Origin of the sequence: Streptomyces sp. x-19 (genome assembly GCF_046549115.1) — a bacterium.
Taxonomy (GTDB): Bacteria; Actinomycetota; Actinomycetes; order Streptomycetales; family Streptomycetaceae; genus Streptomyces; species Streptomyces albulus_C.
The window spans coordinates 84,427-98,230 of sequence record NZ_JAJPWK010000016.1; the positions used below are offsets into that span (position 1 = coordinate 84,427).

At 73.2% G+C, this 13,804-nt stretch carries 10 protein-coding genes; 6 read left to right on the forward strand and 4 right to left on the reverse strand.

What is annotated here, in order from left to right:
- Positions 1-82: 82 nt before the first annotated feature.
- The 4 genes from ACLJT4_RS29125 (at position 83) to ACLJT4_RS29140 (ending at position 5,220) form a co-directional block, all read left to right on the forward strand.
- Complete coding sequence (locus ACLJT4_RS29125; RefSeq protein WP_411126719.1) at positions 83-1,786, forward strand: right-handed parallel beta-helix repeat-containing protein; 1,704 nt, start codon at positions 83-85, stop codon at positions 1,784-1,786.
- On the forward strand, positions 1,783-2,190 hold the full coding sequence (locus tag ACLJT4_RS29130; RefSeq protein WP_411126721.1) for a hypothetical protein: 408 nt from the start codon (positions 1,783-1,785) through the stop codon (positions 2,188-2,190). The genes ACLJT4_RS29125 and ACLJT4_RS29130 overlap by 4 nt, the downstream gene beginning before the upstream one ends.
- A gap of 108 nt (positions 2,191-2,298) precedes the next feature.
- Positions 2,299-3,270, forward strand: a complete 972-nt coding sequence (locus ACLJT4_RS29135) for an alpha/beta fold hydrolase (RefSeq protein ID WP_331249422.1) — start codon at positions 2,299-2,301, stop codon at positions 3,268-3,270.
- Between the two features lie 156 nt (positions 3,271-3,426).
- A complete protein-coding gene (locus ACLJT4_RS29140; protein WP_411126724.1) occupies positions 3,427-5,220 on the forward strand; it encodes a protein kinase domain-containing protein in 1,794 nt (597 codons plus the stop codon).
- A 21-nt stretch (positions 5,221-5,241) separates the two neighbouring features.
- Here the strand turns inward: ACLJT4_RS29140 and ACLJT4_RS29145 are convergent, their stop codons facing one another.
- Positions 5,242-5,583 (reverse strand): DUF6300 family protein, encoded by a 342-nt coding sequence (locus tag ACLJT4_RS29145; protein WP_411126726.1) that lies wholly within the window; start codon positions 5,581-5,583, stop codon positions 5,242-5,244.
- Complete coding sequence (gene dnaE, locus ACLJT4_RS29150; RefSeq protein ID WP_411126728.1) at positions 5,580-9,176, reverse strand: DNA polymerase III subunit alpha; 3,597 nt, start codon at positions 9,174-9,176, stop codon at positions 5,580-5,582. The genes ACLJT4_RS29145 and dnaE overlap by 4 nt, the downstream gene beginning before the upstream one ends.
- A gap of 375 nt (positions 9,177-9,551) precedes the next feature.
- Between dnaE and ACLJT4_RS29155 the strand changes: the two genes are divergently transcribed.
- Positions 9,552-10,499 (forward strand): LysR family transcriptional regulator, encoded by a 948-nt coding sequence (locus ACLJT4_RS29155; protein ID WP_411126730.1) that lies wholly within the window; start codon positions 9,552-9,554, stop codon positions 10,497-10,499.
- Here the strand turns inward: ACLJT4_RS29155 and ACLJT4_RS29160 are convergent.
- Entirely contained in the window at positions 10,496-11,437 is a 942-nt protein-coding gene (locus ACLJT4_RS29160) for a GNAT family N-acetyltransferase (RefSeq protein WP_411126732.1), read from the reverse strand. The genes ACLJT4_RS29155 and ACLJT4_RS29160 overlap by 4 nt on opposite strands.
- 41 nt (positions 11,438-11,478) lie before the next feature.
- Positions 11,479-11,970: a DNA-binding protein gene (locus tag ACLJT4_RS29165; RefSeq protein WP_411126734.1), complete on the reverse strand. Its 492-nt coding sequence runs from the start codon at positions 11,968-11,970 to the stop codon at positions 11,479-11,481.
- A 239-nt stretch (positions 11,971-12,209) separates the two neighbouring features.
- Between ACLJT4_RS29165 and ACLJT4_RS29170 the strand changes: the two genes are divergently transcribed.
- The gene (locus tag ACLJT4_RS29170) at positions 12,210-13,790 is read left to right on the forward strand and encodes an alpha/beta hydrolase (protein WP_411126736.1); all 1,581 of its coding nucleotides are present in this window, start codon (positions 12,210-12,212) and stop codon (positions 13,788-13,790) included.
- Positions 13,791-13,804 lie beyond the last annotated feature (14 nt).

The window sequence follows — 13,804 nt, forward strand, 5'->3', positions numbered from 1 at the left end:
CGGCCCCGCCGAAGTCGCCGCGCCGGCACCGCCCCTCCGGTAGCATCGGCGGCTCCAAGTCGCCGGTACGGGGGAAGTCCGGATGGTCGCGCGGTACGTCGTCTCGCCGCAGGGTGCGCGTCGCGCGCACCCGGACATCGGCTCGGCCCTGGCCGCCGCCGCCCGGCGGGGCCGCGCGGCACGGGTGGAGATCGCGCCCGGCCGCTACGAGGAACTGCTCCTCGTCGAGGGCGAGGTCGAGTTGGTCGCGGTCGACGGCCCGGGCTCCGTGGTGGTGCACCGCCCGCGCGGCACCGTCCTCGACGCCGCCGGCACGGTCCGGGTGAGCGGCCTCGTGCTGAGCGGTCGCGACGCCGACGTCGTCAACTGCCGTGCGGGCACACTGGTGTTGGAGCACGTCGAGGTGCGGGCCCCCAGCGGCGTCGGCGTGCACGCGCGGCCGAACACCACCGTGACACTGCGGGACAGCGAGGTCCGGCACGGCCGCACCCTCTTCGCCGGGGCCGACGGGCGCATCGAACGGTGCCGGTTCGTCGACGCCGCCGACAACGCCGTCGCGGCCATCGAAGGCGCCCGCATCACGGTCCGCGACAGCTGGATCGGCGGCAGCCGCCTCCACGGTGTGCGGGTCAGCGATGCGCGGGCCGAGGTCACCGGGTGCGAGCTGACCGGCACCCGGAAGGCGTCCCTGGTGGCGGACACGCAGGCGGAACTCGCCGTGGCCGACTGCGCGATCGACGCCGTGGACGCCGAGGGCGTCCTCTTCATCGAGCAGTCCCGCGGCTCCGTGGACGGCACCCGGGTCACCGACGCGCAACACGGGATCGCGGTCGCCAGCGGCGCCGACCCGGTGGTGCGCGGCTGCACGCTCACCGGGTGCCGGGACACCGGCATCAACGTCCAGACGGGCGGCCGCGGCAGGTTCGAGGACTGCACGGTCGTCGCCGCCGGCAACGTCGCGGTGTTCTCGACCGACGGCGGGGCCCCCGACGTCCACGGCTGCCGCATCACGGGGGGCAACGTCGGCATCGCGGTGACCGCGGCGGCCAGGGGCCGCTTCGCCCGGATCGAGGTCGAGGGCCTGACGAGCGTGGCGCTACGGGTCCGCGACGAGTCCAAGGCCACCTTCGAGCGGGTCCGGGTGGCACGCTGCCCGTCCGGCCTGGAGACCAAGGGCGGCGTGGGCACCACCGCCGAGGTCGTGGACGCCGCGTTCCGGGACTGCGGCATGTCCGCCGTGGAGGTGCTCGGGCACTCCCGGGCCACGCTCAAGGGCGCGGTCGCCGAGGGCGGACGGCTGGGCTTCGGCGTCGGCGAGGACGGCCAACTGTTCCTGCACGACTGCGCGGTGACGGCGGTGAGCGCCGGTGGCGCGATCGGCTTCGGCGCGGCGCGGCTCGTCGCGCGCGACCTCACCGTGACCGGCTCGGCGGCGTTCGGCGTCTGCGGGCTGGGTTCCGCCTATCTGGACGTGACGAACGGCCGGTTCGTCGACTGCGCGGCCGTCGGCGCGAGCTTCGACGACGGGGCCACCGGCCGGCTGGCGGACTGCGCGATCGACGGCGACCGGGGCGCGGCGGTGCTGGACAACGGCCGCGTCGAACTGGTCTCGCTCCGCACGGCGCTGCGGGTCGTCAAGCGGGAGCCGACGCCGGCCGAGCCAGCGCCGACGATCGTCAACAACTACGGCCCGGTCTTCAACGCCGCTGCCAACGGCGTCCAGTTGGCGTGGCACAACCACGAGGTCCACCAGCAGCAGACCAACGAGGACGGATCCCGCACATGAGCGAGCCGCAGCACGAGCAGCACCCCGCCGGGCCGGTGTTCCACGGCGCCGTCTCCGGCTCCCAGTTCGCCTGGAACAACCAGGCGGTCACCCAGAACCAACAGAACGCCGACGGCGCGGCGCCGGGCTTCGAGGCGCTCGCCGCACTCGTCACCGACCTGCTGCGGGAACTGCCCCGGGTCGGCCTGGCCGAACAGGACCGTGCGGACACCGAGGAGGCGGCCCGCGAGGTGCTCGCGACGATCACCGAGCCGACCCCGCCGGAGGCGGGCCGGCTCCGCCGGGCGCTGGCCGTGCTCAAGGGCGTCCTGGCCCCGGTCGCGACGGGCGTGGCGGCCGGTACGGCGGCCGGTGCGCAGGACTGGGCCCGCACCGCGATCGAGGGTCTGACCAGCAGCCTGTGACCTCCCCGCGCGGCCACCGGGACCGGACGCGGGCGAACGGGGTAGAGCACAGGGAGGGACCGGGGGCGAGCCCGCCGCCGGTCCGACGTCTCACTGAGGGAGTCGGAGATGACGACGGCCATCAAGCACCACGACGTCGAGGTCAACGGAGTGCGGCTGCACGTCGCCGAGCAGGGGGAGGGGCCGCTGGTCGTGCTGCTGCACGGCTTCCCCGAGTGCTGGTACTCCTGGCGGCACCAGTTCGCCCCGCTGGCCGCCGCCGGGTACCGGGTCGTCGCCCCCGACCAGCGCGGCTACGGCCGCAGCGATCGTCCCAAGGACCCGTCCCAGTACACCGTCCACCACCTCACCGGTGACGTCGTCGCGCTGATCCACGCCCTGGGGGAGTCCCGCGCCTTCCTCGTCGGTCACGACTGGGGCGCACCGGTTGCCTGGACGACCGCGCAGCTCCGTCCGGACCTGGTGCGCGGCGTCGCCGGACTCAGCGTGCCGCCGTTCCCGCGCGGCCGGCAGTCGATGGCCGCCGCGTACCGCCAACAGCTGGGCGAGCGCTACTACTTCGTGTACTTCCAGGAGCCGGGACGCGCCGACGCCGAGCTGGCGCGGGACGTCCGCACCACCTTCCGGCGGATCCTGGCCGGGCGGCCCGCGGACGGCGACGGCCTGCTGTGGAACGCCCCGGCCGACGGGCGGCTCCTCGACGCGCTGGCCGACCCCGGGGAGCTGCCGGCCTGGTTGACCGAGGCCGACCTCGACGCCTTCGTCGCGGAGTACGCGCCGCACGGCGCCGAGGCGTTCACCGGCGGCCTCAACTGGTACCGCGCCACCGACCTCAACTGGGAGCTGACCGCCGCACTGGACGGGCTGCCGGTCACCGTGCCGGCGCTGTTCCTCGCCGGCGAACAGGACATCGTCACCGCCCTGCCCGCGGCGCGGGACTTCATCGCCGCGTTGCCGCAGGTGCTGCCCCGACTGCACCACAGCGCACTGCTCCCGGACTGCGGCCACTGGACGCAGCAGGAGCGGCCCGACGAGGTCAACGCGGCGCTGCTGGACTTCTTCGGCAGCGTTCGGGACTGACGTCCGGGACCGACGTCCGGCGGGCGGTGGCGCGGGCGGGGCAGTGCCGCCCCGTCGCGCCCGGCCCGCTCCGGAATCCGTCAAGTACCTTGTCTGGAACCGCAGTTCGGGGTCAGGCGTCCGTACCACCATGGCGAGGAGCACGGGGGTGCCGCTGTGACAGAGCCGTTCGAGATGGGCGTGTTCGCCCTGAGCGGGGAGCTGCGCCGGCTCGGGCCGTACCGGCTGCTCGGCCAACTGGCCACCGGTGGCATGGGCGTGATCTACCTCGGGCGGGATCCGGGCACCGGTCGGATCGCCGCCGTGAAGACGTTGCTCGCCCCCGGCGGCGTCACCGCGGAGGCCCGCAAGCGCTTCGACCGGGAGGTCCGGCTCGCCCGCCGCGTCACGAGCACCTACACCGCCCGGGTGTGGGACTCCGACGTCGAGGCCGGTCGCCCCTGGATGGCCATGGAGTACGTGGCGGCGCCCTCGTTGGAGGCGCTGGTGGTGCAGCAGGGAGCCCTGGAGGACCAGCGGGCCGTGCGCTGGATCGCCTCCGGGATCGTGCGGGCGCTGGCCGAACTCCACGGCAAGGGCATCGTGCACCGGGACGTCAAACCGCTGAACATCCTGCTGTCCGCCGACGGGCCGAAGGTCATCGACTTCGGCATCTCCCACGCCAGCGACCTCACCAGCACCCAGCTCACCCTGGGCACCATCGCCTTCGCCGCGCCGGAACAGGCCGAGGGACAGCCCAGCACCCCGGCCTCGGACATCTACGCGCTCGGCATCACCCTGTACTACGTGGCCTGCGGGAAGCTGCCCTACCCGCCGACCCACGAGCCGTTGCAGCAGCTCAACTACGTGCGGCGGGCCGCCATCGACCTGGCCGGACTGCCCCCGGACCTGACCGGAGTGGTCCGCGACTGCCTCGCGGTGCAACCCGACGACCGGCCCACCGCCGACCAACTGGTCCGACGCTTCGCGAAGGGCACCACCGGGGTCCTGCCGCCCGGCTGGACGTCGCTCATCGGGCGGTACGCCGACCAGGGCCGCCGGCTCCGCCGCGCCGCCGACCAGGCGGAGGCCGAGACCGTCACCCGCAGCTGGACCTCCGACCTTCCGGGCCGGACCAAACTCCTCACCCAGGAGCGGACGGACCGGACGGACGCACCGCGGCGGCCGCGCCCGGAGCCGAGGAACGACCCGCCCCCGGCGCCGCCGCGACCGGACGGGAAACCGGCGCGCAAGGTCGAGTGGGGCGCGATGTTCGGGGCCGTACTCGTCATCCTGGCCATCGTCTGGCTGGTCCGGCACCACAACGACGCGTCGACGGACACGGCGACCGGTGGGCCGACGAGCAGCACCTCCGACGCCACGGCCTACAGCGCCGCCCCGACGACCTACGGCCCCGACCCCACCACCTACGGCCCTGATCCGACCACCTACCGTCCCGACCCCACGACCTACCGCCCGAGCCCCACTCCGTCCAGCGCCGACGACCTCGCCTTCGGCCGGATCGCCACCGACGACTGCCTGGGCAACCGCTACGACGCGAACTGGACGCCCGACACCCCTACGGTGACCGGGTGTTCCGGTTCCGACGCCTACTACCGGGTGCAGTCCGTGTCGCGGTCGTCGACCTGCACCTCCGACGACATGACGTGGTTCCACACCAACGGCGACACCACCGAAGCCAACCTCTGCCTGCGGCGCAACTACGTCGTCGGCCAGTGCATGTTCGCCGTCGCGCAGGGCTCCTCGACGCTCTCCGTCTACACCAACGCCGTCACCCCGTGCGGCGCCGGCATCCCGGCCAAGTACCAGTACACCGTCCAGGTCACGCGGGTGTTCCCCAACGGTGCGCCGAACGACGCCTGCGGCAGCGACCGGCTCTGGAAGACCGACGGCGCCACCGTCTACTGCGGCAAGGCGATCTGGAAGCGGCACGGACTGCCCGACATGTAGGGCGCCGCCGGACGCGGCCCGTCACAGCTCGCCCGCCCGCCACCGGGACTCCTCGTCGGCCAGGGCCGCCGCGCACGGGGTGCGTGCGCGCACCGCGGCCAGCCAGGCGTACAGGTGCGGGCCGAGGGGCTCGGGCGGGTCCGGGGGCGGGCCGTCGCCGTCGCCGAGCAGGGCGAGGAGGGCGAGGAGGGCGGCCGCGGTCGGGTCGTCCGGGGCGCAGGAAGGGCAGAGCACGGATTCCCTGAGACCGTGCACCGGCGCTCCGGAGCGGTTGTGCCAGGTGTGGGGGTGGCGCACCACCAGCAGTACCGGGGTCCGGCAACGCGGGCAGGAGGGGGCGGCGGGATCGGCGGTGGGGTTCATGCCAGGCCCGCCCAGGCTTCGGCGCCGAACGCGCCCTTGACGTCGGAGGCGAGGGTGCCGGCGTCCACCGTGGCGGGCAGGGCGTAGACGGTGGTCTTCGCGCTGCCGCGGACGCTGAGGTGGACGGGGTGGTCGCCGGGATGGTCGGCGAGGAGCCGCTTGAGTTCGCGCACCCCGTCCTCGGTGAGGCGGTGCGCGAGGAAGGCCAGCCGCACCGGAGGACGTCCGCCGTGCTCGGCCGCGGACAGGTCCAGCACGGCCAGCTCGCGGCCGAAGACGTTGAGGGTGCCGTCGCGGTCCTCGATCCGGCCGCGGACGGCGATGACGGCGTCCTCGGTCAGGGCGGGCTGCACGAGCTGGTAGGCGGCGGGGAAGAACAGCACCTCGATGCTGGCGTCGCGGTCAGCGAGGGTGACGATGGCCCAGGCGTTGCCCTGTTTGGTGACCTTGCGCTGGATGCCGGTGATCAGCCCGGACAGTTGCACCTCCCCGGTGGTGCGGCCGGAGCCGAGCAGCTCGGCGAGCGAGCAGTCCCGGGCGCCGGCGAGGACGTGCTCGGCCCCGTCCAAGGGGTGGGCGGAGACGTACAGTCCGAGCATCTCGCGCTCGGTGGCGAGCAGGTGGCGACGCGGCCACTCCGCCGCGTCGATCGGGAGGTCCAGGCCGAAGGCCGGTCGGTCGTCGGCCCCGCCGCCGAGTCCGGCGAACAGGTCGTCCTGGCCGAAGCCGGCCGCCTTCTTCACCGGGATGATCGCGTCGATGGCACCCTCGTGGACCGCGGTCAGTCCCTTGCGGGTGTGGCCGAGTGAGTCGAAGGCGCCGGCCTTGATCAGGGATTCCACGGCCCGCCTGTTCAGCGCGGGCAGGTCGACCTTGTCCACGAAGTCGGCGAACGAGGTGAACTTTCCCTTCCGTCGGCGGGCGTCGACGACGGCCTCGATGACGGCGTCTCCGACGTTGCGCACCGAGCGCAGTCCGAACCGCACGTCGTCGCCGATCGCGGTGAACTCCGCGACGGACTCGTTGACGTCGGGCTGGAGGACCCGGACGCCGTTCTTGCGGGCGTCGGCGAGGTAGACGGCGGCCTTGTCCTTGTCGTCGCCGACCGAGGTGAGCAGCGCGGCCATGTACTCCGCCGGGTAGTTGGCCTTGAGGTACGCGGTCCAGTAGGAGACGAGGCCGTAGCCGGCGGTGTGCGACTTGTTGAAGGCGTAGCCGGAGAACGGCAGCATCACGTCCCACAGGGCCCGGATCGCCTCGTCGGAGTAGCCGTTGTCGCGCATGCCGCCGTGGAACTTCTCCCACTCCGCGGCCAGCACCTCCGGCTTCTTCTTGCCCATCGCGCGACGCAGCATGTCGGCGCCGCCCAGGGTGTAGCCGGCCAACTGCCGTGCGATGGCCATGATCTGCTCCTGGAAGATGAGCAGATGGTGGGTGGAGCCCAGGATCGGCTCCAGGGCCTCCTTCAACTCCGGGTGGATGGGCGTCGGATCCTGTTTGCCGTTCTGCCGCAGGGCGTAGTTGGTGTGCGCGTTGGCGGCCATCGGGCCCGGCCGGTAGAGGGCGTTGGCCGCGGCGATGTCCTCGAACCGGGTGGGCTCCATCAGCCTGAGCAGGGCCCGCATGCCCCCGCCGTCGAGCTGGAAGACGCCGAAGGTGTTGCCGTCGGCCAGCAGCCGGTACGTCGGGGCGTCGTCCAGGGGGATCACGACGGTGGCGGGGTCGCCGTCCAGAGGGTCCACGGTGGCCAGTCGCACGCCCCGGTTCCCGCGGATGTTCGCCAGCGCCTGGTCGATCACGCCGAGGTTCCGCAGGCCCAGGAAGTCCATCTTGACCAGGCCCATCGCCTCGCACGACGGGTAGTCGAACCCGGTGATCCGCGCGCCGTCCGCGGCCCGCATGTGCAAGGGGATCCGGTCGGTCAGCCGGGTCTTGGAGAGGATCACCGCCGCGGCGTGCACTCCGGTGCCGCGGGTCAGGCCCTCCACGCCGCGGGCGGTGTCGATCACCTGCTGCACGTCCGGTTCGGTGGCGTACAGCCGACGGATCTCGCCGGCCTCGGCGTACCGTTCGTGCGCGGGGTCGAAGAGGGCGGCGAGCGGGGCGGACTTGCCGTTCTGGTCCGGCGGGAGCGCCTTGGTGATCCGTTCGCCGTGTGCGTAGGGGTAGCCCAGGATCCGGGAGGAGTCCTTGATCGCGTTCTTCGCCTTGATCTTGCCGAACGTGTTGACCAGGGCGGTGAACGCGTCGCCGTACTTCTCGGTGACGTAGCGGACCATCCGGTCGCGCTGGCGGTCGTCGAAGTCGAGGTCGACGTCCGGAGGGTTGATCCGCTCGGGGTTCAGGAACCGTTCGAAGAGCAGGCCGTGCTCCAGCGGGCAGAGTTCGGTGATGCGGGTGGCGTAGGCGACGAGGGAGCCGGTGGCCGAGCCGCGGCCCGGGCCGATCGGGATCCGGTTGTCCCGGGCGTGCCGGCAGATGTCCGCCACGACCAGGAAGTAGGAGCTGAAGCCCATCGGCCCGATGACCGCCATCTCGGTCTCGAACCGTTCCAGGACGTGCGGGGGTACCGGGTCCCCGTAGCGCAGGCTCAGCCCCTTGAGGACTTCCTTGCGCAGCCAGGACTCCTGGGTCTCGCCCTCGGGCAGGTCCGGGAACTGCGGCATCTCGTCGACGTGGTCGAAGACCGCGTCGTAGGGTTCGACGCGCTCGGCGACCAGCAGCGTGTGGTCGCAGGCCGCCGGGAGTTCGGCGAAGAGGCGCCGCATCTCGGCGGCGGACTTCAGGTAGTAGCCGGAGCCGTTGAAGCGGAACCGGTGGGGGTCGCCCTTGTTCTTGCCGACGCCGATGCACAGCAGGTTGTCGTGGGCGTCGGCCTGGTCCTCGGTGACGTAGTGCGCGTCGTTGGTGGCCAACAGCGGGAGGTCGAGGCCCTTCGCCAGGCGCAGCAGGTCGTCGCGGACGGTCCGTTCGATGTCCAGGCCGTGGTCCATCAGCTCCAGGAAGTAGTTCTCCCGCCCGAAGAGGTCCTGGTAGGCGCCGGCCGCGGCCCGCGCCTCGGCGTACTGGCCGAGCCGCAGCCGGGTCTGGACCTCGCCGGAGGGGCAGCCGGTGGTGGCGATGATGCCGTCCGGCCGCTCGGCGATCAGCTCGCGGTCCATCCGCGGCTTGCCGGCCGGGAACTGGCCCTCGTAACTGGCCTGCGTGGAGAGCCAGAACAGGTTCCGCAGGCCCTGGACGTTCCGCGCCCACATGGTCATGTGGGTGAAGCGGCCGCCCCCGGAGACGTCCTTGGACCCCTCGCCGTCGTCGCTGACGGCGCGTCGGCCCCCGGGACCCCAGAACTCCCGCTTCCGGGTGAACCGGGACGACGGCGCCACGTACGCCTCGATCCCGATGATCGGCTTGACCTCGTCGAAGCCCTTCGCGACCTGCGCGAACTCGTAGGCCCCGAACATGTTCCCGTGGTCGCTCATGGCGATCGCCGGCATCTGCTGCCGGGCGACCTCGGCGAACATCGGCTCCAGCTTCTGCGCGCCGTCCAGCATCGAGTATTCGGTGTGGTTGTGCAGATGGACGAAAGTGTCCGACACGGGTGCGTCACCTCCGGGAAGATGGGCGGCCCCACCCGGCCGGAGCCGCGGCGGTGGCCGTGCGGGCAGGCAGCAACGGAGCCGTGGGATGGACCGACCGGACCGTCCGTCACTCCGGACCCTTGCATGCCAGATACAACCAGAAGTTGTTCATGATGCGGCCGAGTGTCGTGCCCGTGCGGACCGTGCAGGCGCAACCGGCGGACGTACGCACGTCTGCGCGCCGCTGACCTACCGGTTTGTACTGCACACTCCCTGGAGTGCAGTCCGGATCCCCGTTGACGACCGCCATCCAAGCCGCCCTCCGTGCGGCGGATCAAACAACCGCCACATCGGCGTGCCACAACGAACTGTTGTGTATGTAGGGTGGCGGCCGTGGACCTCAAAGCTGTGCGGACCTTCGTCGCGGTCGCGGAGACGGGGCAGTTCCAGAAGGCCGCCGTCGACCTCTCGCTCACCCAGCAGGCCGTCTCCAAGCGCATCGGCGCCCTGGAGGGCGAACTCGGCGTGCGCCTGTTCACCCGGACGGCGCGGGGCGCCGTCCTCACCATCGACGGGCAGGCGTTCCTGCCGCACGCCCGGGCCCTCGTCCAGGCCGAGGAGCGGGCGGCTGCCTCCGTCCGGCCCGGCAGCCGCGCGCTCCGCGTCGACGTGGTCGGCCGGCGGCTGGCGACGGCCGGGCTGCTGCGCGACTTCCACCGCGCGCATCCCGCCATCACCCTCGACGTGGTCACGCTCTCCGACGCCGACGAGGCGGTCGCCGCCGTCCGGGCCGGTGCGATCGACGCCGCCTTCCGCGCCGTCACCCGGCCCGGCGGCCAACTGCCCGACGACGTCCGGGCCACCCCGGTCTTCGACGAGCCGCTCCAACTGTGCGTCGGCCCGGCCCACCGGTTCGCCGCCGCCCCCGCGGTCACCCCGGCCCAGCTCGCCGGGCACCGGATCTGGATGCCCGGCGCCGCCCCCGGCACGGAGTGGCGTGCCTACTACGACGATCTGGCCGCCGCCTTCGGCCTGACCCTCGACACGATCGGACCGGACTTCGGCATCGAGGCGCTCCTCGACGCCCTCGCGGACTCCGCGACGCTGGCGACCTTCTTCGGCCGCCGGACCCCGCTCGTCTGGCCCGACGGCCACGACCTGCGGCGGATCCCGATCCACGGACCGACGCCGGTGTACCCGCACTCGCTGCTCTGGCGCGGCGACAACCCGCACCCCGGGCTCACCGCGCTCCGCGACCACCTCGCCTCGCTGCCCGTCGACCACCCCGACATCGAGACGTGGCGGCCGAGTTGGGCGCAGCGGCGCACGCCGCCCGGTTAGGCCGGCGGCCCGGCGCCGGGTCCGTCTTCCGCCAGCCCTTTGCGGAAGACCGTGGAGCTCCGCACCACCGTCATGCCCACCCGCAGGTACAGTTCGAGCGCGCCGGTGTTCGAATGGGTCCACAGGGTGCAGCGCCGCCTGCCGTGCCGGTGGAAGGCGCGGAAGGCGTGGCGCAGCAGCAGGCGGGCGATGCCCCGGTTGCGGTGGTCGGGGCGGACCGCGACCTGCTCGACGTAGCCCTCGCCGGTCTCCGGGAGGTCCAACGACATGACGGCGCCCACCAGTTGGCCGTCGGCGAAGGCCAGCGACGACAGGCCAGGGGCGAAGGCGGGCCGTTCGACCGTGTGCCGGGCCCACTCCGCGTAGGACTTGCGGCGCGGCTGCCACGCGGCGAACGCGTCCTCGATGAGGCGGTGGGCCGCGCGTTCGTCGCCGGGGCGGAACGGCCGGACCGTGAGGTCCGCGGGGGGCGCGGGCACCACCGGCTCCTCGGGCATGGCGTACGCCAACTGCCAGGAGCGCACCAGGGGTTGGTACCCGCGCGAACGCAGCAGGGCGACGGCGGCGGTGTCGTCGTCCGGCACGGTCTGCACGATCCCGGCGCTCCCGACCTGGCGCGCCCGGACCTCGGCCCAATCCAGCAGGGCGGCGCCCAGTCCACGGCCCCGGTGGGCGGGATGGACGTCCACCTCCGAACGCCGGTCCACCCAGGCCCGGGCGGCCAGTCGGCCCGCCTGGTCGTGGACGAGCAGGGTGTCCCGCGCCGGGTCCAGCCCCGGACGGTGCAGGTCCGCGGCGATGCCGCCGGGATCGGTCTCCGCCCTTCCGTGGAGGGCGCGTTCGCAGGAGGCCACCAGGCGGTGGACCGCGGCCAGGTCGTCGGCCGTGGTCGGACTGGCCCGGTAGCCCGCGGGCAGCGGCGGCAGGAGTTCGGACATCGGCGGAGACTACCTCCGGGGCGGGGCGTCCGCCACGGTCCTCAGCCCGCTCCGGGGTCGGTCGCGGTGCGGCCGACCAGGCGCTCGTAGCGCTGGCGGGCCGCCTGGAGGGTGCCGAGGCCGAGGCCGAAGGAGATCTCCTGCCAGGTCATGCCACGGCCGCGGGCCATCTGGAGGAGACCGGCCTCCAGTTCGTCCATCTCCCCGCGCACCATCGGGACCAGGCTCAGCGCGGCGGTGACGTCCGCGCGGTCCACCTCCGGCTCGCCGTCCTGGAGCAGGGCGGCCCCGCTGAGCAGGAACGACACGAGCCGGACGGCCTCGTGCGGGCTGACGAAGGCGGGGTGCACCTGCCGCCGCCGCTGTTCGTCGGTGGCCGCGTGCCGCTCGGCGATCCGGAAGAGGGCGGCGTGGGCGCGGTGCGCGCGGGCCCGGCCGGGGTCCGGGGGAGTGAACGGGTCGGTCGGGGCGGTCGGTTGGTCGGGCTGCTGGGTTTGCTGGGACTTCTGAGGCTGCTCCGAGGTCGCTGACATGGCGTCAGGATGCCGACTTGTGTGAGGCGTTGTCAATGGATTGCGGTGAACGAGTTGTTCAAGTGTGTCGCGGTCGAGGGAGGAGGGGTCCCTGTCGGGAGCTGATCGGGGTGGAAGGTCGGCGCCTCGCTACCCCCTCGGGGTATGCGGTGCCCCTCCCTTCCCCGTCCCGCCCGTGCGGCCCGTGGGGGCTCCGGCGTCCGGATGCCCGTTCGGGACCGCGGTCCTACCCTCGGGGTATGCCGGGTCTTCGCGGAGCCCTAGCGGTGTTGGCGTCGGGTGCACTGGCCGGCGCCCTGGTGGGGATTCCGGCACCGGTCTCCCTCGCCGGTCCGCGGGTGGCGGCCGGCGGAGGGGCCCTCGACCCGTTCTACGCCCAGCGGCCGGCCTGGCAACCCTGCCCGGCGGGCTTCCCCGGCACCACTGCGTCCGGCCACGGCTCGGCGACGCCGGCCACCACCGCGCCGCCCACCGCCGCCGGCCGCTTCCAGTGCGCCCGCCTTGACGTGCCGCGCGACTACGCCCACCCGGAGAACGGCACGCTGCGCGTCCAGATGGTCCGGCTGCCCGCGACCGGGCCGGGCAAGCGGCTCGGCTCGCTCGTCATCAACCCCGGCGGCCCCGGTGATTCAGGCGTCAACTACCTCATGGGCAACAGCGACGGCTTCGCCCACCTCGGCCAGCGCTACGACCTGGTGAGCTTCGACCCGCGCGGCACCGGCCACACCGAACCGGTCTCCTGCGGCACCGGCTACACCCCGGCCGGCGGCTCGGGCGCGGCCGGCCTCGCCGCCGACGAGCAGCGCATCAACGAAGCCTGCGGCCGGTACTCCGGCGCGCTCCTGCCCTGGCTCGGCACGCCGAACGTCGCCCGGGACATGGACGTGCTGCGGTCCGCGGTCGGCGACCGCAAGCTCAGCTACCTCGGGTTCTCCTACGGCACCCGGCTCGGCGCGAACTACGCCCACCTCTTTCCGCGCAACGCCGGCCGGTTGGTCTTGGACAGCGTCGAGGACCCGACCAAGAACACCTGGCAGACCGCGGTCGCCCAGGCGGGCAGCTTCCAGCGGGTGCTCAACGACTTCGCCGCCGACTGCGTCCGCACCAGCGGCTGCCCGCTCGGGTCGAACGCCACCGGAGCCGAACGCCAACTCACCGACTGGTACAAGAAACTGACAGACCATCCGATTGCGGCGCAGGGCACGGACGTGGACGGCACGACCTACGTCTACGCGCTGCGGGAGGCGCTCTACAGCCGCGACAGCTGGCCCTCGCTACGGAACGCGCTGGCGCAGCTGCGCCAGGGGGACGCCACCGGCATCCTCCAGCTGAGCGGCGGCGGCAGCGGCACCGGCCGGGTCGGCGGCCGTCCCGTACGCGGCCCGACCGCGGCGCTGCCCGCCCAGGACCAACTGGCCCTCCGGGCGATCAGCTGCCGGGACACCTCCGAGCGCTACGGGCCCGCCGACTACCCGCGCGCCGTGCGCGAACTCACCCAGGCATCCTCGCTCTTCGGCCCGGACATCGCCCCGACGCTGCTGGACTGCTACGGCTGGCCGGCCCCGGGCGACGACTCCTCCCGCGAGGTGGCCGCGCACGACGCGCCGCCCGCCCTGCTCGTCGCCACCACCCGCGACCCCGCCACGCCGTACGAGGGCGCCGCGCACATGGCCCGGGCGCTGGGCAACTCCAGTGTGGTGCTGACCTACCACGGCGAGGGCCACGCCGCGTACACCTCCGGCAACCCGTGCGTGCGACAGAAGGTGGACGGGTTCCTGCTGGACGGCGTGCTGCCGGTGGGGGGCAGCGGCTGCCGCTGAGCGGCCCCGCGGGG